At 64.8% G+C, this 22034-nt stretch carries 21 protein-coding genes, 1 tRNA gene and 1 pseudogene; 13 read left to right on the top strand and 10 right to left on the bottom strand.

Features of this window, described 5'->3' with window-relative positions; all coding sequences use genetic code 11:
* Nucleotides 1–18: 18 nt before the first annotated feature.
* The gene (locus tag G6N59_RS24805) at nucleotides 19–822 is read right to left on the bottom strand and encodes an acyl-CoA thioesterase (RefSeq protein WP_138229566.1); all 804 of its coding nucleotides are present in this window, start codon (nucleotides 820–822) and stop codon (nucleotides 19–21) included.
* Between the two features lie 95 nt (nucleotides 823–917).
* Here G6N59_RS24805 and G6N59_RS24810 point away from each other — a divergent pair.
* Nucleotides 918–991, top strand: a tRNA-Ile gene (locus G6N59_RS24810).
* A 62-nt stretch (nucleotides 992–1053) separates the two neighbouring features.
* On the opposite strand, the gene G6N59_RS24815 is transcribed toward G6N59_RS24810, so the two are convergent.
* The gene (locus G6N59_RS24815; RefSeq protein WP_163911692.1) at nucleotides 1054–1596 is read right to left on the bottom strand and encodes a TetR/AcrR family transcriptional regulator; all 543 of its coding nucleotides are present in this window, start codon (nucleotides 1594–1596) and stop codon (nucleotides 1054–1056) included.
* A gap of 99 nt (nucleotides 1597–1695) precedes the next feature.
* Between G6N59_RS24815 and G6N59_RS24820 the strand changes: the two genes are divergently transcribed.
* Complete coding sequence (locus tag G6N59_RS24820; protein WP_163911695.1) at nucleotides 1696–2127, top strand: YiiD C-terminal domain-containing protein; 432 nt, start codon at nucleotides 1696–1698, stop codon at nucleotides 2125–2127.
* Nucleotides 2128–2221: 94 nt separating this feature from the next.
* Complete coding sequence (locus G6N59_RS24825; RefSeq protein WP_138229690.1) at nucleotides 2222–4318, top strand: FUSC family protein; 2097 nt, start codon at nucleotides 2222–2224, stop codon at nucleotides 4316–4318.
* A gap of 65 nt (nucleotides 4319–4383) precedes the next feature.
* Here G6N59_RS24825 and G6N59_RS24830 read toward each other — a convergent pair whose 3' ends face one another.
* From G6N59_RS24830 to G6N59_RS24850, 5 genes are all read right to left on the bottom strand, one after another.
* Entirely contained in the window at nucleotides 4384–6075 is a 1692-nt protein-coding gene (locus G6N59_RS24830; RefSeq protein ID WP_138229569.1) for an ArnT family glycosyltransferase, read from the bottom strand.
* Entirely contained in the window at nucleotides 6072–7559 is a 1488-nt protein-coding gene (locus tag G6N59_RS24835; protein WP_138229570.1) for a glycosyltransferase, read from the bottom strand. Before G6N59_RS24835 ends, G6N59_RS24830 begins: the two co-directional genes overlap by 4 nt.
* Entirely contained in the window at nucleotides 7556–8620 is a 1065-nt protein-coding gene (locus tag G6N59_RS24840; RefSeq protein ID WP_163911698.1) for a hypothetical protein, read from the bottom strand. The genes G6N59_RS24835 and G6N59_RS24840 overlap by 4 nt, the downstream gene beginning before the upstream one ends.
* Nucleotides 8621–9099: 479 nt before the next feature.
* Nucleotides 9100–11112: a hypothetical protein gene (locus G6N59_RS24845; RefSeq protein ID WP_163911701.1), complete on the bottom strand. Its 2013-nt coding sequence runs from the start codon at nucleotides 11110–11112 to the stop codon at nucleotides 9100–9102.
* 295 nt (nucleotides 11113–11407) lie between these two features.
* The gene (locus G6N59_RS24850) at nucleotides 11408–11887 is read right to left on the bottom strand and encodes a hypothetical protein (protein WP_234884144.1); all 480 of its coding nucleotides are present in this window, start codon (nucleotides 11885–11887) and stop codon (nucleotides 11408–11410) included.
* On the opposite strand from G6N59_RS24850, the gene G6N59_RS31250 reads away from it, so the two are divergent.
* A complete protein-coding gene (locus G6N59_RS31250) occupies nucleotides 11886–12032 on the top strand; it encodes a hypothetical protein (protein ID WP_234884145.1) in 147 nt (48 codons plus the stop codon). The genes G6N59_RS24850 and G6N59_RS31250 overlap by 2 nt on opposite strands.
* Before the next feature lie 37 nt (nucleotides 12033–12069).
* On the opposite strand, the gene G6N59_RS24855 is transcribed toward G6N59_RS31250, so the two are convergent.
* Nucleotides 12070–12414: a heme-binding protein gene (locus G6N59_RS24855; protein ID WP_138229573.1), complete on the bottom strand. Its 345-nt coding sequence runs from the start codon at nucleotides 12412–12414 to the stop codon at nucleotides 12070–12072.
* A gap of 39 nt (nucleotides 12415–12453) precedes the next feature.
* The gene (locus G6N59_RS24860) at nucleotides 12454–12765 is read right to left on the bottom strand and encodes a hypothetical protein (RefSeq protein ID WP_138229574.1); all 312 of its coding nucleotides are present in this window, start codon (nucleotides 12763–12765) and stop codon (nucleotides 12454–12456) included.
* 240 nt (nucleotides 12766–13005) lie between these two features.
* Between G6N59_RS24860 and G6N59_RS24865 the strand changes: the two genes are divergently transcribed.
* The 4 genes and pseudogenes from G6N59_RS24865 to G6N59_RS24880 all read left to right on the top strand — a co-directional run bounded on the left by G6N59_RS24865 (nucleotide 13006) and on the right by G6N59_RS24880 (nucleotide 15365).
* Nucleotides 13006–13566, top strand: a complete 561-nt coding sequence (locus G6N59_RS24865) for a hypothetical protein (RefSeq protein ID WP_138229575.1) — start codon at nucleotides 13006–13008, stop codon at nucleotides 13564–13566.
* Nucleotides 13566–14885 (top strand): Dyp-type peroxidase, encoded by a 1320-nt coding sequence (locus G6N59_RS24870; RefSeq protein WP_138229576.1) that lies wholly within the window; start codon nucleotides 13566–13568, stop codon nucleotides 14883–14885. The genes G6N59_RS24865 and G6N59_RS24870 overlap by 1 nt, the downstream gene beginning before the upstream one ends.
* A gap of 18 nt (nucleotides 14886–14903) precedes the next feature.
* A pseudogene (locus G6N59_RS24875) lies at nucleotides 14904–15044 on the top strand (LLM class F420-dependent oxidoreductase); the annotation flags it as partial.
* A 180-nt stretch (nucleotides 15045–15224) separates the two neighbouring features.
* Nucleotides 15225–15365, top strand: a complete 141-nt coding sequence (locus G6N59_RS24880; protein ID WP_163911704.1) for a hypothetical protein — start codon at nucleotides 15225–15227, stop codon at nucleotides 15363–15365.
* Between the two features lie 12 nt (nucleotides 15366–15377).
* On the opposite strand, the gene G6N59_RS24885 is transcribed toward G6N59_RS24880, so the two are convergent.
* The gene (locus tag G6N59_RS24885; RefSeq protein ID WP_138229577.1) at nucleotides 15378–15794 is read right to left on the bottom strand and encodes a transglycosylase family protein; all 417 of its coding nucleotides are present in this window, start codon (nucleotides 15792–15794) and stop codon (nucleotides 15378–15380) included.
* Between the two features lie 500 nt (nucleotides 15795–16294).
* Between G6N59_RS24885 and G6N59_RS24890 the strand changes: the two genes are divergently transcribed.
* The 5 genes from G6N59_RS24890 to G6N59_RS24910 all read left to right on the top strand — a co-directional run bounded on the left by G6N59_RS24890 (nucleotide 16295) and on the right by G6N59_RS24910 (nucleotide 22027).
* Entirely contained in the window at nucleotides 16295–16555 is a 261-nt protein-coding gene (locus G6N59_RS24890; RefSeq protein WP_138229578.1) for a hypothetical protein, read from the top strand.
* 71 nt (nucleotides 16556–16626) lie between these two features.
* Complete coding sequence (locus G6N59_RS24895) at nucleotides 16627–18120, top strand: alpha/beta hydrolase (RefSeq protein ID WP_138229692.1); 1494 nt, start codon at nucleotides 16627–16629, stop codon at nucleotides 18118–18120.
* 79 nt (nucleotides 18121–18199) lie between these two features.
* Nucleotides 18200–20002 carry a hypothetical protein gene (locus G6N59_RS24900; protein ID WP_138229579.1) on the top strand — a complete coding sequence of 601 codons (1803 nt, stop codon included), beginning with the start codon at nucleotides 18200–18202 and terminating at the stop codon, nucleotides 20000–20002.
* Nucleotides 20003–20096: 94 nt separating this feature from the next.
* The gene (locus G6N59_RS24905) at nucleotides 20097–21122 is read left to right on the top strand and encodes a zinc-binding dehydrogenase (RefSeq protein WP_138229580.1); all 1026 of its coding nucleotides are present in this window, start codon (nucleotides 20097–20099) and stop codon (nucleotides 21120–21122) included.
* A 5-nt stretch (nucleotides 21123–21127) separates the two neighbouring features.
* A complete protein-coding gene (locus G6N59_RS24910; protein ID WP_138229581.1) occupies nucleotides 21128–22027 on the top strand; it encodes an alpha/beta fold hydrolase in 900 nt (299 codons plus the stop codon).
* Nucleotides 22028–22034 lie beyond the last annotated feature (7 nt).

Raw genomic sequence — 22034 nt, forward strand, 5'->3', positions numbered from 1 at the left:
GACACGGCCTGCCGAGAATCAGCCCTTGAAGTACACGATCTGATGGGTGCTGGCCAGCAGCGCGCCGTCACGGGTCCACACGTGGGCGCTCTGGTCGAAGTAGCCGTCCGAGAAGCGGTTTGCGTGGGCACTGCCCAAGACGTAGTCGCCGCCGATGGTCTCGAGCTCCCGGCCGTTGGCGTGGAAGTACGTCGTCAGCGAGATGGTGCCTGCTGGGAAAAACCCGCCGCGCCGCAGGAAAACCCGGGGATAGAAGATGTCGGACATCGCAGCGAGCGCGGCGAAGTCGAGGCCACGTTGGTTCGCGTCCCGCACCCATAGCGTCGTCCTCGACGACTGACTGGGCTGGGCATCTTCTGCCGGAAAAGGGTTTTCGACGAAGCGCATGTCGTACTGGCCGACCCACGGCAGGGGAGGGCCGCTGATGGCGAGTCCCTCGGGTCCCGGCGCACTCGGCATCTGCGACTCGTCGTCCGACCACGTGTCGCGCCGGATGCCGAACACCATGGTGGCCGTCGTCTTGATGTCGCCTTCTTGGCTGAGTTCGGCAATCCAATGCTGATTGGTGCGGTTGGTCCGCGCGGCTTTCAGTGAGATATCGAACTCGCCGTCGACGATGGGCGCCGCGTAGTTGACGGTCAGTGCGAGTGGTTCACCGATACGATCCGGCCGCAGCTCTACCGCGTGCAACAACGTCGCCGCGGTGATCCCGCCGAACGGGCCGACCATGTTCGCCCAGTCCGGCTGCGTCCGGCCACGCATACGGGTGGCGTCGATGGGCTGCAATTCCAGGGCCTTGTCGAACGAATGAGTGTCGGTCACGCTCACATGATGCCTGGTGCCTCCGCGCGACGAGTTGGCCCGCGGCGTGTCCTCCCGGCACGGCGTGCGACCATGGTGGCCGCGATATTCGCGATGGGGCGGTAGCTCAGTTGGTCAGAGCCGGGGACTCATAATCCCTTGGTCGCGGGTTCGAGCCCCGCCCGCCCTACTCACAGCCTTGCCCGAGCGGGTTGCTCGAATAACCAACCACTAAGGCAGGTTCACGTTCTGTCAGCGGTTGTCGTTGAGAGCACGCAGCGCTGCGATGACAGCGGTATCGAGGGCAGCGAGGTCTGCCGCAGAAGGAACGTGGGTGTCGCGAGTGACCCGTCGCAGCTCGGTCAGCGGTCCGATGACGATGGCAGACACGAGATGGGCAGGAGCGCCGACCGCTAGGTGGTGATTGTCCAGCCATAGCCGTAGCTGCTTGCCGAAGCGGACTGCGTTGCGTCCGAGGCGGCCATGTTGGCTTTCTGTTTCGATGAGTTCGGCCAGTGCCGGGTGTTGTCGGCTCCACGCCAAATCGGCTGCTACAGCGGACGCGTACCCGCCGTCCTGCAACGCCTGTAGGAAGGAATCAGCCCAGTCCTGGAGGGCTTCGTCGGCCACGAGCGCGCGGAGTCGATCAAGTGACCCAACGTGGTGATAGACGCTGCCGTTGCTGATCCCGGACTCTCGGACCAACGCCCGCACAGTCAACGCGTCAACTCCGTCGCGGTCGACGATGACCAGCGCGGTTTGTAGCAGAGCCTGGGGCGGCCGAAGTGTGTCCACCGCCGCAGGATAGCTACTAGAGCAATGCTCTAATGTGATCGGTATGAGCGGACGACCTGAGAGGACCTGGTGATGGCAGCGACTGAGGCGATGACGAAAATGCCGTGGATCGGCTGGCTTGACTTGGACACAGAGTTCGGTCCGGACGGCTCGCTCCAGGTGATTCTGCGACGACCAAAACCCGAGCATCTGAATCACAACAACCATGTGAACGCGCCAGTGATCTACGGTGTCGCCGAAGTCGCCGGCGCCGGCGCTGCCGTGATCGCAGCGGGTGCCGAAGGTGAAGGTGCATACACCGTAATCCGGGACGCCACAATCAAATACAGCCGGCCTGCTCATGGTGGCGTCTCTGCATCCGCCAAACTTGACGAGGACTGTGCCGAGCTCCTCCGGCAGGAACTGCGTGCGGGTCGCGGCTACGACGTCATCGTTCGGGTCTCGTTGGCGGATGCCGAAAACACCCGCACCGGCACATGCGACTTCACCGTCAGCCTGCGACCGCCGCGCGAACTCCGTGTGGCCGATTGAATTCGCCACCTAGCCGGAGCCGCGCATCAGGACACGAGGAACGCTGCGAAGCCACCACGTGACGCACGCCGAGCTGAGCGTGCCGCCCAGCCTGATGCCGCAGAATTGTCCTGTGCAGGTATCGGCAGCGGTGCGGAGAGCGAGTGTCCTCAACGCCGTAGATCCCGGCCGCATCCGACTGCACAGCGCGGCGGCAACCACGTTCTCTCTGATACTGGCGATCGGTGCGATGCTGGCGTTCACTCGCGTAGCCGGACAGCCGGTGACCGTCGCGATGCTCGGCGCCGTGGTGGCCATGCAAGCCTCCGCTGCCGTCAAGGACCGCGATCAGCGCAGCCGCAACATCACCACAGCGCTGCTGTTCTTCCCGGCGATCGGCGCCATCGCGCTCGCCGCATTCTTGGGTCCGCACGGGAAGATCGCCGATGCCGGCTTCATTGCGGTCCTGTTCGCCGCCGTATGGGTACGGCGTTACGGTCCCCGTGGGAACGCGCTGGGCATGGTCGCCTTCATCTCCTATTTCTTCGCGCTGTTCCTGCGCACGCCGCTGCACCAGATGCCCGTGCTGGCGGTCGCCGTCGCGGTCGGGATCGCGTCCTCACTGCTGGTGCACCTGCTGCTGTTTCCGGAGCGGCCGCGCGTCGAGGCCCGCCGGCTGCTGTCCGCGTTGCGCGCCGCCTCGACAGCCGCCTTGGACGTTGCGGCCAACCAGCGCGGCGTGGTCGAGGTCGAGGTCTTGCGACGTCGACTCGATCAACTCGGTGAGACGGCGTTGCTGATCGATGACTGGCTGGATCGGCACGAGGCGGCGAACTCACTGAGCGTCACCAGCAAGGACCTGGCGCTGCGCGTGTTCGAGGCGCAGATCATGCTGGAGCAGGCCGCGTCGTTCCTGTGGTGGCTCGACCAGGATCAGCCGTGGCCCGACGGTCTGCGCGACGCGGTCGCGGCGCTGCAGATCTGTCTGACCAACAATCCCACCGACGAACAACTCCGGCAGGCCCGACGGATGGGTGCGGCGGCAGCGGACAAGGCAGACTTGTCGACCTCTGCCGGCGTCGCGACGGTGACCGCTTACCGGGCGATGCAGGCACACTTGGCAATTCACCACATCACCACCAACGCCCGAGGTCTCAGTGACGCCGATATCGCCGCTGCCCGAGCCGACCACGAAGACGGGGACGACGGTGAGGAAGCGCCGACTGGACTGAACCCCAGCACCAAAGCCGCCATTCAAGTCGCCGTGGCGACAAGTGCGGCAACCGTTCTGGGCGAGGTCATCTCACCTGACCGGTGGTACTGGGCGGTGCTGACGGCATTCCTGGTGTTCACCGGCGTCACCACGCGCGGTGAGATTCTCACCCGCGCGGGTCACCGCATCGTCGGCACGGTGGTCGGGGTCGTGGCGGGCGTGGTGCTGGCCGCCGTCATCGGGCGGAACCCACCCGTGCAGATCATCGTCCTTCTGGTGTGCGTGTTTTTCGCGTTCTATCTGGTGACTGTCGCCTACTTCTGGTTGACGTTCTTCGTGACCGTGCTGGTGGCGATGCTGTACGGACTACTGGGCAACTTCAGCCTGCAGGTGCTGGAAGTGCGGATCGCAGAAACAGCCGCAGGAGGTCTGGTAGGCATCGCCTCGGCGTACTTCATCTTCTCGACCAAGACACGTGCCACTTTCGTCGACAAGGTCGACGACTATCTGGGCCAGATGGAGAAGGTCATCAACACCGCGGTGGCAGAGGTGCTGACGCCCGACGATGCCAGCGATCTCGTGGCGGATACCCGTCGGATGGACAATGCCTTGAAGGCTGCAATTGCTGCCGGTAAACCGCTTCAGATGGGCCCACTTTCGGAACAGCGGCATGGAGTTCGGCGGCTGATGCGCGGATTGCAGGTTGCCAACCGCTCCGCTCACGCGTTGGCTCGTGCGGGAGTTACCGCGTCACATGGCGGCGCGGTTCCCGAGGGTGCTGCCGACGCACTGGACCAAGCCGCGGCGCGGGCCTGTGCTGCGGTGACCCTGGTGCGGAAACTGGTCGCCGGTGACGATCTTGATCATGTGGAAAAGCGAAGTGAGATAGCCGCTTTCGATATCGGGATGCCGGAGATGCGGCCAGGCCCGGTGCGCGCGGCGGTTCGGGCGCTGAACATGCTGGACCGGGCGCTCACCGAAGTCACCACCCGGGTATGACGCTGACAGTCCGAAGAGAGCGGGCCAGAAGGTTGAATCCCTGACCCGCGCTGCGAAACCGCGAATCAGCTCGCCAGCTCCGACGCCGCCTGGTTCACCCGGTACAGCCGCCAGTTCGGCTGATTGTCACCGTTGTTCGGTATCTCCAATTCGAGGGTTGCCACGTTCGCGCCGGTGTCGTACAGCGTCGGGTAACGCAAATTGAGAGCATCGACTGTCCCGCGTCCGACCCGGGGCACGGCCAACAGATACTTGATTCCGTTCTTGACCGGTTCGTCGAGATCTGTGACGAAATCCAAATCTGACGGTACGACAAAGGTTTTTGGGTGATGCGATGCGGCGACGATGGCAAAGCCGTACTCGGTGTCGACGATCACCGACCCCTCGGGCAGGGCCAAACCATCGAGGTAATGTGCGATCTCGCGCTCTGTCGAGAAGCTGGCGGCGATGCTGCGCTCGGTGGCCGCGCGATCGCTGACGCTGTCCGGTTGTGGTGACAGCACGGCGCCGAGTGCGTATTCCTGAGGCGCGTACCTCGGTTGGCGCATTCCCCAAAGGGTGACCGGTACCGATATCGCCAACACGGCGACAACGCCGACTGGAACCGCGCGCGGGTGCCGACTGGTGGACGGTCTTGGATGCGGAAGCGCCGGCGCGTACTTGCCCCGGCGCTTCACGGCGGCTCCGGTCTTGTCGGGCACGGCGAGCATCGACAAACAGGCGGTGAACGGAATTGCGACGATATAGAACCGCAGGAAGGGGAACGTCGAACCCATTGCGTAGCTGAGGGATTGGAATCCCAGTGCGGCGCCGTAGAGGGCGACCGGTGGCAAGATCGCGGTCCAGCTGGGGCACCGCCATCGCCGTGACACGGCGCAGGCTCCGACTGGGATGAGCGCGGGGGCCAGCAGCATGGTGCAGGTCGCCGCGAACTCGAGCCCATGACCGAACGTCGGCTTGCTCTGACCGGACTGCGCGAGGATCGCGGTATTGCCGTACTGCGAGGTGAACTGGGCGAAGGCCTCGCCGGTGATCAGCCAGCTGATCGCCGCCCACCCCATGAACGCGACGACGCCCGGCCCGCTGACCATCAGAAAATCCAACATCGCTCGTCGCATGCGCGGAGCTGGGCGCGCTCGCAGATAGGTGGTTGTTCCGACCAACACGCCGGCCGCGGCGATGCACGCCAATGCGTCGTAGCGGGTCAGGTACGCCAGACCCATCGCGATACCCCCAGCAGTCACCAAGTGGTGGACGTCATCGTCGCGCATCCACAGGATGAGTCGCCTGACCGCCCATGAGATGAAGAAGATGAACGGCGCCTCGCTCATGCCGTTGCTGCCGTAGAACAGGATCATCGGATTGAACGCGAACAGCAGGGTGATGGCCAGTACATACGGACGCGCCAGTCCGCGGTCGATGCCCATGCCGAGGATTTGGACGGCCGCGCCGGCCATGAATACTGCCGATATCAGGGAACCGGAGAATGCCCGTTCGGTGAGTTCGGGCCAGAGTCGGCCAAGCCCGATTGCCGGAATTTGTAGCAAGGCCGAAAGCGGAGTGAAGATGAAGCCGATCGCTGCCAGGTGTGGATCGCGACTGAAGAGCACGGCCTGCGCGGCGGAAACCCGTGACAACGCGTCCCCGAGGATGAAGCCGTGCCGGACCTGCAGCCAATATCCGGCTGCTGAATAAGTGGCGAATGTGGTGCAGAAGAGGAACACCTTGAGGCTGCGATCGGACAGTCGCCGAGTCATGACGTTTCCGCCGACGCTGCTGCGTGCCCAGGCGGGGATGAGAGTCCGTGAAATGTCTTCTCCCAGTACGACGGACTACGGACCAGCTGATACAGCCCCTTGGCGGCGGCGACACTCATCATCGCCCAGAACACCGGGACCGTCAGTGCGGCCCACAGCAGATCGGCGCGGTCATCCTCGCGCAGCGCGATCAAGTTCATGTACAGGGTGGCCCCATTACCGAGGATCAATGCGACGAGGGCGGGAAAGTAGACGTACCAAGGGAAGATGTCCTCGACCAGGGCGGGCTGGCCGAGGAACCACAGGACGGTGATGAGCCAGAAGACGAGGTTCAGGACAGCCACAATCGGGGTGCCGCCCAACACGAGGTTGAACCGCAAGAAGCTGCGCGGCCCGATGGTTCGTAATAACCGAATAGGTCGTCGCACCTGCACCAGCCACGTCTGCAGATAGCCCTTGTACCAACGGGAACGCTGGCGAATCCAGTTGATGGCGTCGCTATTGGCTTCCTCGAGGGTGCTCGAATCGATCACCGCAGTGTGGTATCCGCTTGCGGCGATACGCAATCCGAGGTCAGCGTCTTCGGTGACGTTGTGCGGATCCCATGCGCCGATCTCGTCGAGTACGGCACGGCGTAGATGATTTGACGTGCCGCCCAAAGGAATTGGCGATGTAGACACCATCATCCCGGGCAGCAGGTAGCCGAACCACAGTGCGTACTCGGCAGTGAACCATGCGGTGAGCATGTTCTGGTGGCCGTTGTGATAGGCCAATTTGGCCTGCACACAGGCGACGTTGTCCGGCAGCTGCTGAAAGGCTGCTGCCACGCGTCGCAGCTGAAGCGGTTCCGGCATGTCTTCGGCGTCGTAGATGGTGATGATGTCGCCACTGGAGAAGTGCAGGCCGTAGTTGCAGGCTTTGGGTTTGGTACGTGGTTCGGCCGGTGGGACCAGGACAATGGTGATCGCGCTGGAATCAGCACAGCCCTGGGCTGCCGCAATGGTCGCCTCATCGTCGGCCTCCAGGAGTAGTAGCACTTGGAGTTTGTGGTGCGGGTACTCCAGTGCCGCCATCGCCCCGATGAGATCACCCACCACCTCCGGTTCGTGGTAGGCGGGGACGAGGATGGTGTACTGCGGCAATTCCTCGTCTGGCAGCGCCCGGGCTTCTGCGTCACTGATCACGATTGCGCGGGATGCCAAGCCTTCTCGGAAGATCAGGACTCGGTCCGCCATCGTCAGCAGGTAGGTGACCGTGCAGATGGCGACCAACGCCACGGTCGTCGGCAGCGGCTGCCAGAGTGCGCAGCCGAGAACGATCGTCAGACAGGTCCAGATCAGCAGCCGCTGCCACGGCACCAAAGAAACCGATGCCGAACGAATCGGATCATCTTCGCGCAAGCCGTTGATCGCGCGTCTCAGTGCGTACGCACGCTCGGTCGGGTCGTTGACGTCTGGAACTTGTCTGTTCGTGCCCGGCCTCATGGGATTTTTGCCGCCGTTCCAAACTGGGCGGCGACGAGTTTGCGGCCGAACTCGGTGAGCAGCGTGGCGTCTTTGAAGTTCGAATTGCGTTCGTCGAGTACGGCGTTCCCCCTGATCAGCATGGTGAACAGGGTTCCCATCGCAGCCAGCAATGTGGTGGATGGCTCCGGGAAACGTGCGTCAGGATCGTGGTTGTCGACGGCGAAGATCGAGATGCGTTGCCCGACACGTGAATCGCCCCACGCGAAGCGCATCGAAGTCCACGTGATGAGCCGCTTTTCATCGACGATGCTCTGCAGCTGACCGGTCACGCCATACCCGAGGTCGACCATCCGCGGCTGGCTCATGCGTGCCTGCGAGAGCCCGTAGAGCACACGGGCCGGATAGACGTCGAAGGCAAATGGCCGCCGGCTGACCAGGCTGTAGACGACGAGCGTACGTGGGCGCCCCAACTTGTCGAAGCGAGTGTCACCGGTCGCTGCGGTCATCTGCTGGCGGACGAGTACAGAGTTGTCGCCGTAGAACCGGTGTACCCACGGAAAGGTGCGGACATCTGTTGTGCGCCAGTCCGGCGGCGTGGTGAGCGGTCGACCGATCACGAGTTGCGTTGCAGCACTGCGAGATATGATCGTGGAGTTGGCCTGCGGAGGCAACGGGATGAACGCCAGTAACAACGCCGCGGCCACCACCAGGATCGCTGCGCCCCACACTTGATTCGATGCCACGGGCGCGACCGCGCGGTCGAAGATTTGCTTGGGCATGCCACGACGTCCGCTGAAGAACATGAAGATGCTTGCGCCCGCTATTGCGGTGAGCGCTGGGATCAGTTGATAGGCAAGTAATGGGGCGTGAGGTAGTTGCGCAGCCATTGCGCTCAAGACGGCCAGGCCGATCAGCCATGACACCAGCGATCCGATGAATCCCCGGCGAAACGTCCGTCCGACCGCGATGCCGGTCCCGACGCCGGAAACAACCAGTGTCGCGGCGCCGGACGCAAAGCGCCCGCCGCCCAGAATGACAACCAGTAGGTAGTAGGGCAGCGGGAACACCATGAACAGCATCGCCCACACCCATCCGAACCGAGATACCGGCCGAAGACCGAAGAGGAGCACAGCCGAACTGAGGACGAACAGCCACATCGCCACCAAGTCGAGACGCAGTAGATAGAAGAAGAGGTTGAAACGGGGGAGCAGCACCCACTCGACGAGAACCGCCAGCACCAGTCCCATTGTTCCGACGATGATGTCCGTTTGGCGATCGTGGATGGGTAGTTCACCGCGGCGACGACGGGATACGCCGGTTGCCACCAGAATTGCGACGAGAGGTACGGTCCAGACAAAGCCGACCAGGCCTTGCCTGCGGGTGCTGCTGACCAGCACGGCAACGCTGTCGTAGTACGCAACACCGGTGCAGATCGCGATGATCGCCCAGCGCAAGATCAATCGGAAAGTGGGAGGCCGTGAACGCCACCACAGCACCAGCTTAGGGCTCGTCGGGGCGACGCGTACCTCGGTGCCGTCCGTGTTTGTGGCAGTGGAAGTCATGGCGCACGGCGCCTTCTCCGACGGCGCCGGACGACGACAGTGCCGCCGACCAGGATCAGGGTGACCACCACGGCATCGAGAACCCACCATGGGTGGAGTCGACTCTGGGCGACCAGTGCGTCGGTGATTCGCACATCCTTGGTGCCCACCACGACAGGGTCCCGGTCAGCCATCCCGATGAGGACGCCGCCGGACACCCGTGACCACCGCGACACGTCGGCGTTGATCCACCCCAGCAGGTCGTCCAGCTGGTCGGGCGCGTTATTCGACGTAGCGATGAGCAGCATGCGATCACCGTCGTACTTGGTCTGGAGCGTCGCGAATTTCTGTGCCGGATCCAGTGTCAGCGTGCCGTCGGCCGGCGTCCCGTCGACGTGCTGGACGGTGATGTGATCGGCTGAGCCGACTGAGACGGGCAAGGTTATGCGTCCGTCTGACCACCCGTTGGCGCTGATCAGGATCGCCGGTGCGGGTGAGGAGATTGCCTCGGCCACCGAAGTCGCCGTGATGTCGAACGGCAGCGCGCTCAATCGCTGCAGGGCCACCACGATCGCCGCTGCCCGTCGTGTGTCATCAAATCCACCGTCGAAGCCGATCTCCATCCGTGGCATCAGGGTCTGGGGTACTGCCTGAAAGCCGCCCGGCACTGGAGGTTTCGCCGCACTGCTCTCGATTTGGCTATCGCCGTTGACTGTCAACGTGATCGGCTGGAATTCGCCACAGCGCCCGGTGTTCCCGGAGATATCCACCGTGACAACAAGATCGGTGTAGCGCACGAGCAAATCGTCGGGGACGTCGACCCAGCGATCGAATGATCCCGACTTGTCCGCCGGCCATCGATCGACCACCTGACCTCCGACAGACACCATCATCTGGCCGGCGACAGATGGCGGCAGAGGGGTATGTGATCCGCGCAGTTGCACTCGCACGCCGTGGACCGCTCGACCAAAGCGCGTCTGGTCCAACCCGATCGACACCTGCGGCGCCAGCGCGGTGGCGCGCAGGCCTGCCTGGCCCAGATCGCGCAAGGTGGTCACCTTCGGCGGTAGCAACGGGCTCGGCCGGAGCGGGCCCACAACGGCTTTGGAGCTCACGGCGAGCCGACCCAATTCACTCGACAGGAGTCGTGCCTGGTCCAACAATCGGTCCGCTGGGCCCGACACGACCAGGAAGGGCACCCCGGCCTCGCCTTCCAGCATCACGCCCGCGTTCGGAGACTCCCGGACGACGATCTGGCGCTGTAATGGGCCGGACGGCTCGGGTGGCGTATCGCGGCCGTCCGGCAGCGCCGTCACAGTGACCTTCGGATACTGCTTCCCATAGTGGGCGACGACAGCTTGCGCCATCCGCATCGTCGTCTCCGACTCCGCTCTGGTCGGATTGCGCGGCAGGAAAAGGATCAATTCCGTGAGCACCGGCGGCAGGAAGTCCGCAACCGCTCGAGGCGGTAACTCCTGACCGAGGTAGCGGATATGCGCCGCGACGAGCCGCAGCGGATTCGACGGGTCGAGGCAGTAACCCTGGTTGGCGGTGAGGTAACTGTGCAACGTCACCGTCAGCGCATTGTCAGCTATTTTCGCGTCTCTCAGCGGAATCGAGATGGGTCCGCCGCTCCCCGGTATATCCACCCGGGACAGGACTCGTTCATCCTGCACTGCGGTGACAGTTGCGGCGGACACGTTCACCGGCATCTCGACAACCGCGTCCAACCCGTCGACGGCCATGCCCTTCGGCACCGGAATCGTCAGAGAGATGACACCCTGGTCGCCATAGAAGAGCAGCGTAGGTTCGGACCCGAGCGCGGCCAGACTCAAATTGGGAGCTGCAGCAACCTGTCCGCCATCGCCGGGCGCCGACTGCGCGACCGGCAGCCAGCAAACAATTGCCAGCACCAGCAACATCGCCGCGACTATGCGCGATATGCGGCGTTGCGCTGCCCTCATGCCCAACGAGTATGCGCCGGACGGGCGGATAAATTGCCGGATCCGACAATTTTGGCGACTTTCCACAAGGGGCTCAAACGGTGCCCGGGGTCAGGCATGCGAAGCCGGCGCGCCCAAGTCTTCGCAAGTGACTTTCGGCCCTGCACGCGGTGACTGCCGACCGCAGTCGCGGGGTCGGCGAGCCGCATAGCTTCGCTTTACCCGCACACTGAGGAGGAGCGCCATGAGCCACGAAATGACAATGCGTCTGATTGTCTTCGGAATTGTGGGGGTGCTTTTCCTGGTCGGCTTCGCAATGGGCGTAGACAGCGGTGGTGATCGGTCGGAGTGAATGCGCCGGCCGCGTTTGCTGCGCTGAAGGTCAGTGCAACCCGTTCTTGATCGCCGTGGCCTGTTTCTGGGCGACGTCGAGAATGAAGTCGGGTGGCGGGTCGGCGCCGGGGGGGCCGTCGAACTGCAGGGTGACGAACGCCTTCCCTTCGGTGAACAGCACGACGGTCACCGATTTCGTTTTATCGGGTGAACTACCCGACGTCGAGATACCGCCGGTGCCAACCTCGATCGGCGCGGGCGTCCCACCCACCACGTTGGTACCGAGCGTCGCCTTCGCGGCCTCGAGCGCGGCGGTGGCGGCGGCGGGATCCGGCAGAACCAGGATCGTGTCGCCGACGACATGAGTGCTGTCGGCGTTCTTGAATGACGTTGCGATGCCGGGCTTCCCGTTCGGGTCCGGTATCGGCGGAGTCGCAACGAACTCCTCGGGTGCGACCAGGTCGGTGCCCTTGATCAGCAGCGCCGAGTAGTCGACGGGCTGGGCCGGCGCGGAGCTGGTCGCCGACATGCTCGTGCTCGACGATGCCGAAGCCGATGCCGATGTCGCAGACGATTTCGACGCGGCGGGCGGTGCGGAATCCTTGCTGCAGCCGGTGATCGACATGATCACCGCCGCGCTGACCGCGACCGCACCGCTGGCCACCCTCATGTGAGTGCTCATTGGCACCGACTCCTTTCCGGCCGCAGCCATCAGTTCAACGGACCTTCCGGCATCGGTGCGTCGCAGCGTGCGCGGAAGTCGGCCGCCGGCTGACGCACACCCTGGATATCAGCCTTCACCTGAGGGTTCGCATCCATGTAGGCGGTGATCTCGGTGCGCATCTGGTCCCGCGTCTTGCCCTTGAGGCCGGTGAAGAACGCGTTCACGTCGGGGTGGCTGAACAGGTAGGCCGAGGTGGCCGCGTTCACCCCGGACATCACATTGGCGAGATCGCCGGCAGTGCAGTCCGGCGCATCGGCGATGGCAGTCGTGGCCGTGCCGATGAACGCCGTACCGGCGATCAGACCGGCACCGATGATGTTGCGGATTCTCATGTGGGGTAGCTCCTCAAGGTTGATGAAATTACAAGGGGATCAGCGACGCGGGCCGACGCCACCGCCACCGCCACCGCCACCGCCACCGCCCGGCGGGCGGATCGGGCGGATCGGGACATTGATATCGATGCCCCAACTGTCGTCGCAGTACCAGGGGTCGGCGCAGTAGGACGGGTACGCCGGTCCGGCGGAGGGAGGTGTGGGTCCGCCGCCGCGAACATCGCCCTGAGCGCACACGGTGGCGTATCCGGCGCTGGTGCAATCGGCGGATGCCGGCGCGGCCGCATTGAGGCCGAAGGGCACGAAAGTGAGCGCCAGACCCAAACTCAGGGAGCCCTGCTTCAGTCGCATGGTCTTCTTCCTTCGGACGGCTGCTCCGCGGTGACCGGCACTCCGTCGGTGCGCGGAACCGGTGTTGGCTGAGCATAATTCGGCGTTGCCGCCAAGGGAGCTGTTGGGCGAATATTGTGGTGTTCAGTCTCGGTTAACAGTTCGTACGATTCGCTGGACGACCGTGCACAATCGCCGCCCGAGGCATGGCTGCGGTGGTACCGTCCGTCTCTGTCGAGTATGCGTGACGAAGAGGTCAATATGAGCGAGAACGGCCAGGATTGGACCAAGCCGGCTGCCATGGCGATCCCCAGGGAGGGCTACTTCACGGAAGAGCGGGGCCGCTACGGTCCGGTGTTCCCGAAGACCCCTGCCTGCTATGGCTTCTCGATCATCGCGAAGGTGAAAGAAGGCCGCGAGGAAGCGGTCAGGGCCTACGGCAAAACCATCGAGGAGACCATCAAGGCCAGTCCGGAGGCGCTCGCACCGCTGCGGTTGCACTACCTGCGCTGGAACCTGTTCGATGTCGGATCAGGCCTGCACTTTCAGTACATGGGCATCTTCGATACCGACTTCGACAAGTACACCGAGGACGCGGTGGCGCTGTTCAGCGCCACCGGCATCACCACGGTGTTCACCAACCTCGAAGGGTTCCCGGAGGATTGGCAGACCAACGCAGAGGCCTTCGTCAAGTTCGTCCGCGACCACCAGCAACCGAGTTTCCTGGAGTACGGCGAGTACCCCTACGTGACGGCGGATGAGATCAAGAAGGCCTTGCGCCTCAAGGCAGCGTTCTCGACGATGCTCGATCAAATGCAGTAATGCTCGAGTTCGACGATATCCAGCACATCCTGCTGACACGAACCCCAGCTCTCACCGGGCGCTATGAGTACCTGACATTCGACACGCCGGAAAGCGGCCGCGCCTGGTTGTCGGTACTGCAGGACAAGGTGCAGTCGGCGACCGCCGCCACAGCCACGATGGACGAGTCCGATCGCTGGGTCACGCTGGCGTTCACCTGGAATGGCTTGCGCGCGTTGGGTGTGCCGGAGGAGTCGTTGGCGACCTTCCCCGACGCGTTCCGGGAAGGGATGGCTGCGCGCTCCGACATTCTGGGGGACGTCGGGCCTGCCGCCCCGGAACATTGGGTGGGCGGATTGGCCGGCGACGACCTGCACGCCATCGCAATCCTGTTCTCCCGCAACGACGAACAGAACACCAGATCCATCGCGGCGCACGATGACCTGCTCGCGCGGACCGAGGGTGTGCGGAGTCTGTCGCACCTCGATCTCAACGCCACGCCGCCGTTCAACTATGCCCACGACCACTTCGGCTTCCGGGACCGTCTTTCGCAGCCGGTGATGAAGGGGTCAGGCGAGGAGCCGACGCCGGGTTCGGGCGACCCGTTGGAGCCCGGGGAGTTCATCCTGGGGTATGACGACGAGAACGGTCCGGTGGTAAATCTGCCTCAGCCCGAGGTACTTTCGCGCAACGGCAGCTACCTGGCGTATCGCAGGCTGCAAGAGCACGTCGGCGTGTTCCGGGACTACCTGCGGGAGAACTCGGACAGCACCGAAGGCGAAGAATTGCTGGCCGCGAAGTTCATGGGCCGATGGCGCAGTGGTGCGCCACTGGTGTTGGCGCCGGACAGCGACGACCCGGAGTTGGGTGCGGATCCGATGCGCAACAACGACTTCAACTACAAGGAGGAAGATCCGTTCGGATACGCGTGTCCGCTCGGTGCGCACGCACGGCGGCTGAATCCCCGCGACACCGCGCACTACATGAACCGTCGCCGGATGATTCGGCGCGGCGCGACGTACGGTCCGGCATTGCCGGAGGGCGCACCGGACGACGGCGCCGACCGCGGCATCGCGGCCTTCATCATCTGTGCGGATCTGGTGCGCCAGTTCGAGTTTGCGCAGAACGTCTGGATCAACGACAAGGCCTTCCATGAGCTCGGCAACGAACACGATCCGATCTGCGGCACGCAGGACGGCACCTTGGACTTCACTGTCCCGAAACGGCCGATTCGCAAGGTGCGCAAGGGACTTCCGGCGTTCACGACAATGAAGGGCGGAGCCTATTTCTTCCTGCCGGGCATCGGCGGTATCCGCTACCTGGCGTCGCTGGGGAACTGACTGCGCGTCAGCGGGCGCATAGTTGAGGTGGTGAGTGCCTACCGGGAGGTTGGGTTCACCGACATCGCACTCGTGCAGATCGGCGGAGACTCCCAGGACGCCTTCTTCGACGCGGCGGCCCCGGCGTTATTGGCGGTACCACGCGCCGACGCCGCCTGAGCGGGCGTCGGACCGTCGGAGCGCGGCACGGTCGCACGGTGACGCGGAGGACACGCGCGCGGCGCGCCATAGTGTGCGACATGTGATGCAGACGTGGCCGAAATGTGACGCGTGTAGACCAGTGTGATGAGAGTGACTTGAGGGCAGTCAGGTCACTCGGTTCGTGGTTGGGAGCGTCCAATGTCTACAGCTCACAAGGTGGAGCGCGTCGTCGCGCAGATCACCGCCGCCGTCACTCGCCGTTCGTCTGACGACCAGGCCTATCGCGCTGAGATGGAGCGCCTGGTAACTCAGCAGGAACTCGCCCTGCTGAGCAAGTAGTGCTCGCGCTCGTCAGCGGAACACGCTGAGCAGCGTCCGGCACAAGAATGGCAGGTTCGACAGCGGAATGAACTGCACCAGGGTGCGGCACACGTTGGGTGCCTGAGCCTGCCCTACCGCGCTTCCGCATACCGGCCAGGCGCCAATGCCCTGCGTACGCATGACGTTTCGCGCTACCCGGATCTGTTCTCCGCGACTGGCTGCGGACGGTGAGCCGATGCCGCCGTTGGCGGCCCAGGTGCCCGGACTGAACTGGAGTCCGCCGTAGTAGCCGTTACCGGTGTTGGCCGACCAGTTGCCGCCCGACTCGCATTGGGCGATGGCATCCCAGTTGGGTTCGGCGTTGGCCTCGGAGATCGTCAGGGACAGTTGGGAGATCACGAGCACGCCGGATATGGCGACCGCACGAACAAATAGGTGCCCGCTCATACCGACCTCGATCCTGTCGCGCGAACAGGCGTAATGCCGGTCCGCAAATGGTTCGCAATTGACGCATGGTGCTGTCTATACAGACGTTAAACCTGATAATCACCTGTGCTAATGGGGTAATTGTTATTCTTCGAGTAATTTTAGTGTTTCTGCATATTTCTGATGCAGAAGAAACCACATTGACTGTTGTTGTCTAGCGTGTCGCCGCAGGTCAGTGAGCTGTTACATAGCTAGTGTTTACCGTGTGGTTATAGGCACGGAAGTGGCCTGTGATTCTTTTGTTATTATTGATTCAGTCGGGCTTAGTGATGCAATTGTTATTAAAGTGATCAAAGTTGTAAAAGAACATTAGAGTTCCCTATGTGGCACCTGTGACTGGTGTGACTAGAGTGAATTAGATCGGCCGCCTCCGGCATCGGCGGCTCTGGCATCGCCATTGATCAGCGCGCAGACTTGTCATAGGCCGAAATTCGGTGTGGCCGACGAATGCAGGGCAAGCGATGACGAACGTAGCGATGAGGGCGACGCAACGGCGAATGGTCGGCGGGCTACTGGCGACATGTGCCGGTCTCGGAGGTGGCTTCCTGCTGGCGCCGGCCGCGGCCGCCGATCCGCCGGCCACCTGCCAGAGCCGGCACGTCGACGGTGTCGAGGAGGACGTCTGCGTGGGCATTCCGGGTCAGGCCGGCGGCGCCAACCCGCGTGACTTGTATCCGGGCGTTGTGCCCGAGCTGTATTTCGGCATCGGGCTGGGGCTTTAGAAGCTAACGAGCCTCATGCGGTCAGCACAGCCGGCGCACAGCTAACGCGGCCATCATCGAATTCTGTGACGATGACGCTGCTGGCCGACGCCCCGCCCAATCCGGCGCTCCCGCCGTTACCGCCTGTCGTCGCTCCCAACCACCACGGCATATCTCTGCTCGAGGGCTGGGTGCCGGTCACCATCCAGGTGGTCGCCGCGGTCGTGTTGGTGTTCGCCATCGGATGGCGGGTCCGTCGGTGGCGGTTGGTGTGGCTGCCGGTGTGTGTCGCGATCGGCGTCGCAACCGCTCTGGGCGCGAACTGGTACATCAATTCCGAAGGTCTGGCGGGCAACCCCGCGCCGGATTCGCTGTGGGTCTGGATCGGTCTGTCCGCGCTCGCGCTCGGCGCACTGGTGCTGGGTTGGCGTGGCGCGCAATGGTGGCGCCGCGCGGTCTCGGTGCTCGCCGTGCCGTTGTGCGTGCTGAGCGCGGGTGTGGCACTCAACGACTGGGTCGGCTACTTCATGACGGTGCAGGCCGCGTGGAATGAGCTGACCGCCGGCCCGCTGACCGACGAGACCGAGATGTCCAGCGTCACCTCGATGAAGGCGGCCGGTGTGGTCCCGTCGCATGGCGCGGTGGTCCACGTAGACATCCCGGACACCGCCTCGGGCTTCAAGCACCGCAGTGAAGTCGTTTACCTGCCGCCGGCATGGTTCGCGCACGATGCCCCTGCGCTGCCCACCGTCATGATGATTGCCGGCGAGTTCAACACCCCTGCGGACTGGCTGCGCATCGGCAACGTCGCGAGCATGTTCGACAACGTCGCCGCCACCCACGGCGGGTATACCCCGGTGTTCGTCTTCGTCGACGCGGGTGGTTCGTTCAACAACGACACCGAGTGCGTCAACGGTCCGCGCGGCAACGTCGCCGACCACCTCACCAAAGACGTTCCCCCGTACCTGGAGTCGACCTTCGGTGTCAGCGCCAAACCGGCAAACTGGGGTGTCGTCGGCTGGTCCATGGGCGGCACCTGCGCCGTTGACCTCACGGTCATGCACCCCGAGCAGTTCGGCACCTTCATCGACATCGCCGGCGACATGGGCCCCAACGCGGGGACCAAGGAGCAGACCATCGCTCGGCTCTATGGCGGCAGTGAAGCGCAGTGGGCCACCTTCGACCCCCGCACGGTGATGACCAAACACGGTCCTTATCAAGGTGTTTCAGGCTGGTTCGCCGTGTCGTCGGATGCTCCGACCCAGTGGAAGGGGAAATCCCGCCCCGACGCCGTCGGCCTGGGCGGCCGCGATGGTGCCGGCAACCCCGGGGACCAGACGGAGGCCGCGAAGACGCTGTGTGCGCTGGGCAAACAGCTGGGCATCGACTGCGCCATCGGTACCCAACCCGGTAAACACGACTGGCCGTTCGCGGTTACGGCGTTCCAGAAGAGCCTGCCGTGGCTGGCCGGCCAACTGGGTACGCCGGGGATTCCGAAGAGCGGGTTCCCGGCGGGATCGGCGGCCCCCGCGGCACCAAGTGGCGCGGCCACATCGCTCGCAGCTGGGCCGCCCCCGGGGAAGTAGCGCGCTGCTGTAACGCTGAGCCGGTCTAAGTAGATGGACTCGGTGAGATCGTTGCGACACAGCAGGGAGTCGAAGCGCGATGGGTACGCAAACCGATAAATCCGATTACCAGCAGACACGCCGTCAGGGACGGTTCGTCGGAATGGTCGCCGCCGGTGTGGCGACGACATTGACGGCGCTCACCGTGGGCACGGCGCCGGTGTCCGCCAAACCGGGCAGTGATTCAGACAGTCCGAGCACCACCACTGTGGTGCCCAAGCCGCCCAGGCAGGATTCTCCCTCGGCGCAGGACGGCTCGGGCTCCGGAAGCGGCTACGGGCAGGACGGCGGCCAGCGCGGACGCAAGCAGCGGGATCAGACGGACGCCGAGGCGCCGAGCCGCTCCGCTCCTGCAGACGTTCCGGCGGTCCAGCCCAAGCCCCCGGCCGACCCGCCTGCGGCATCGGTCGCTCCGGTGGTGACCGCGCCGGAGAAGACACCTCAGGCGCCGACTGCTACGCCGACCGCCGAGACGCCCGTCGTTGCGGCGCCGCCGTCGCACACCGCTGATGCCACCGCGCCGACCACCAAGGTCACCAAGGCGCAGGACGACCCTGCGGATCCCGCCACGCCGGCGCGTCCGACGACCGCTGTCGCCGAGCCGGTGCCCTCGGGCACCGCGGCTCCGTCGGCCACTTCGGTGACGGCGAGCCCGACCACGGCGCTCGCGGAGCGTCCGTCGGCGGCCGGTGCCGAGAAGCCGGACAAGTCGACGGCCCCCACCGACGAGGCTGTGGCAGAGGGCAAGCCGCTCGCGGGCCTGGAAGGCCAACTCGGCGAGCACACGACCGTCGAGGCCGGTCCCGGTCGGGCCGATAGTTCCGCGACGGCGTCGGCCACGGTGACGGCCGGCTCGTCGAAGTCGGCCTCGCCGTCGACCTCGGCAGTCCGTGAGGCGCGGCAGATCGAGCTGCTCAAGCCCGAGACGCTGACTGCGCCGGTCGAGGACGTCGCCGCGGCAAAGGCGGCCGCGGCGGTCGACGTGAAGCTGCCGGAGCCGGCGCCGGTGCACGACGTGGCGGATCTCGCCAAGGTCGTCAACGTCGCCAACTTCCAGCACGACACCCGGGCCGACTGGGACCGTCGTGACAACCGGCCGGACTGGGACCGTCGCGACGACCGGCCGATGGGCCGGGACTGGGACAACCGAGTGCGGCAGTGGCGGCCCGACTGGGTGCAGTACGACGACTACTACCGTCCGGTGCTGTTCAACCCGTACCGCGACCCGGTCCGGGTGGTGTACGTCTACCGGAATGCGCCGCGCATCCTGTACATCCCGCCGCTGCAGCGCATCGTCATGGAGGTCGCTGACCTCGCGGCGTACAGCTTCACCGCGGTCGTGGTGAACGCCGTCAACACGGCCGTCAACGTGGCGGTGGGTAGCTTCTTCGGCGGCGGCTACTACCCGGGCGTCGGCGTGCCGCTGCCGCCGCCGCCTCCGCCGGTGCTGAGCTACGCGAATGTGCCTGTGCAGGTTCGCTACTCGGATGCGGTCTACCAGCCGTTCCGGGTGCAGCGCATTGTCGATGCGGGTGATGACGCCCAGTACGGCGAGCGCCGGGTGCTGCTCGACGGCGTCACTCCGGCCTGGGGTCAGTGGACCCAAAGCCCCAGTGGTGAACGCCAATTCGAGGTGCACCGGACGCAGCAGTTCCCGGGTCTCGACGAGCCGCGTGAGGCACCGCTGCCCGGTGACTACAACATGCAACTCGTCAACGATCAGAAGGGGCTGGCGAACCCGAACAAGGCGCTGACCATCGCCGCGGTGACCTGCGGCCTGCTGAGCCTGGGTGCCGTCGGTCTGAGCGTCTACATCGGGCGCCGGCGCCGCGAGGTGGTCTGACGTTCGTCGAGGGTTCTCGACACCGCGGGATCCGGACTCCGTAAGGTGAGCCTGTAACACCGTTACGGAACACCGGATCAGCAGAGGTGCACAGTTGCGAACCGTATTGATCGACGCCCCCGGCAACGTCTACGTCGACATCGTGCCCGACCCTGCGCTGCCCGGGCCGGACGGGGCCGTCGTCCAGATCACCACGGCGGCCATCTGTGGATCGGACCTGCACTTCTACGAAGGTGACTACCCGCTCGCGGCGCCGGTGGCGCTCGGCCACGAGGCCATCGGCACCGTGGTCGAGGTTGGCCCTGAGGTGCGTACCGTCAAAGTCGGTGACGCGGTGTTGATTTCGTCGGTGGCGGGTTGCGGCCACTGCGTCGGCTGCGACAGCAAGGATCCGATCACCTGCGTGTCCGGCCCGCAGATCTTCGGTTCCGGCGTGCTCGGCGGCGCGCAGGCCGAACTGCTCGCCGTACCGTCCGCGGATTTCCAGTTGCACCGGTTGCCAAGCGATCTCAGCGTCGAGGCGGCGCTGCTACTCACCGACAACCTCGCCACGGGCTGGGCCGCGGCGAGGCGCGCCGACATTCCACCGGGCGGCACCGTCGTCGTCGTCGGTCTGGGTGCGGTCGGCCTGTGTGCGGTGCGCTGCGCCATCGCACACGGCGCGGGCCAGGTATTCGCCGTCGACCCGGTCGAGGGTCGCCGTGAGATGGCTGCCCGCAGTGGCGCCACCGCGATCACCCCGGAACAGATCGGCGCCGTCCATGAGGCGACGGGCGGCAGGGGAGCGGCCTCGGTGATCGACGCGGTCGGCAACGACACCACCATGAACGCGGCGCTGACCACCGTGCGCGCGGGCGGCACGGTGTCCGTGGTCGGCGTACACGACCTCAATCCGTTCCCGTTCCCGGCGACGTTGTCGCTCATCCGTAGCATCACCCTGCGCATGACCACGGCGCCGGTGCAACAAACCTGGCCGGCGTTGATCCCCCTACTGCAGTCGGGCCGGCTCGATGTCGACGGCATCTTCACTCATGCCATGTCGCTCGACGATGCGCCGAAGGCCTACGCCGCCGTCGCGGCGCGGACCGCGGACTGCATCAAGGTCACGCTGACCCCGTAGCGATGATGGCCAATCAGGAGACCCTGGACCTCGCGTTGCCGCGCCTGCGGATGCAAGCGCTGGCATGGGGGCCACCCGATGGACGATTGATGTTGTGTCTGCACGGTTTTCCGGACAGCGCACACAGCTGGCGGCGGGTTGCCCCGCTGTTGGCGGAGGCGGGCTACCGCGTGGTGGCGCCCTTCATGCGCGGCTATGCACCGAGCGGGGTGCCGGCCGACGGCAACTATCACGTGGGCGCGCTGGTGTCCGACGTGCTGGATCTCTACGACGCATTGGGTGGTGGACCCGACGCGGTGCTGGTTGGTCACGACTGGGGCGCCTTCGCCGCCAATGCCGTTGCCGCGTATCCGAATTCGCCGTTCGGTTCGGTGGTGTCGATGTCCGTGCCGCCGCTGGCGGCGATGAGCGAGGCCCGGTTCGGTGTGGCCCGCACCGTCCGGATGGGCCTGATCCAGCTCCGGATGAGTTGGTACATCATGTATTTTCAGCTCCCCGGCCTGCCGGAACGTACCCTGCACCGGGTCATTCCGCGGCTCTGGCAGGACTGGTCGCCGGCCGGTACCGACGTCGCCGAGGACGTCGCCAACACCCTCGCCGCACTCCCGACCCCCGAACGTCGGGCAGCCGCGGTCGGCTACTACCGGGCGCTGGTTCGCCCGGGTGACGTCAACGGACCGTACGCCGAGTTCGAACGCTACCTGTGGGAGCTGCCGTGCGTCCCGATTCTCTACCTGCACGGTACCGATGACGGCGCCATGCAGATGGGGTACACCGAACAGCTGTCGCAGGCCTTGCCGGCCGGATCGGTGGTCCAAACCATCGGTGGCGCAGGACATTTCCTTCAGGTCGACCGCCCGGCCGAGGTGATCGCGGCAATTCTGGATTACGTCGGACCACGGTAGCGAGGAA

The sequence above is a fragment of the Mycolicibacterium aubagnense genome (genome assembly GCF_010730955.1).
Lineage (GTDB): Bacteria > Actinomycetota > Actinomycetes > Mycobacteriales > Mycobacteriaceae > Mycobacterium > Mycobacterium aubagnense.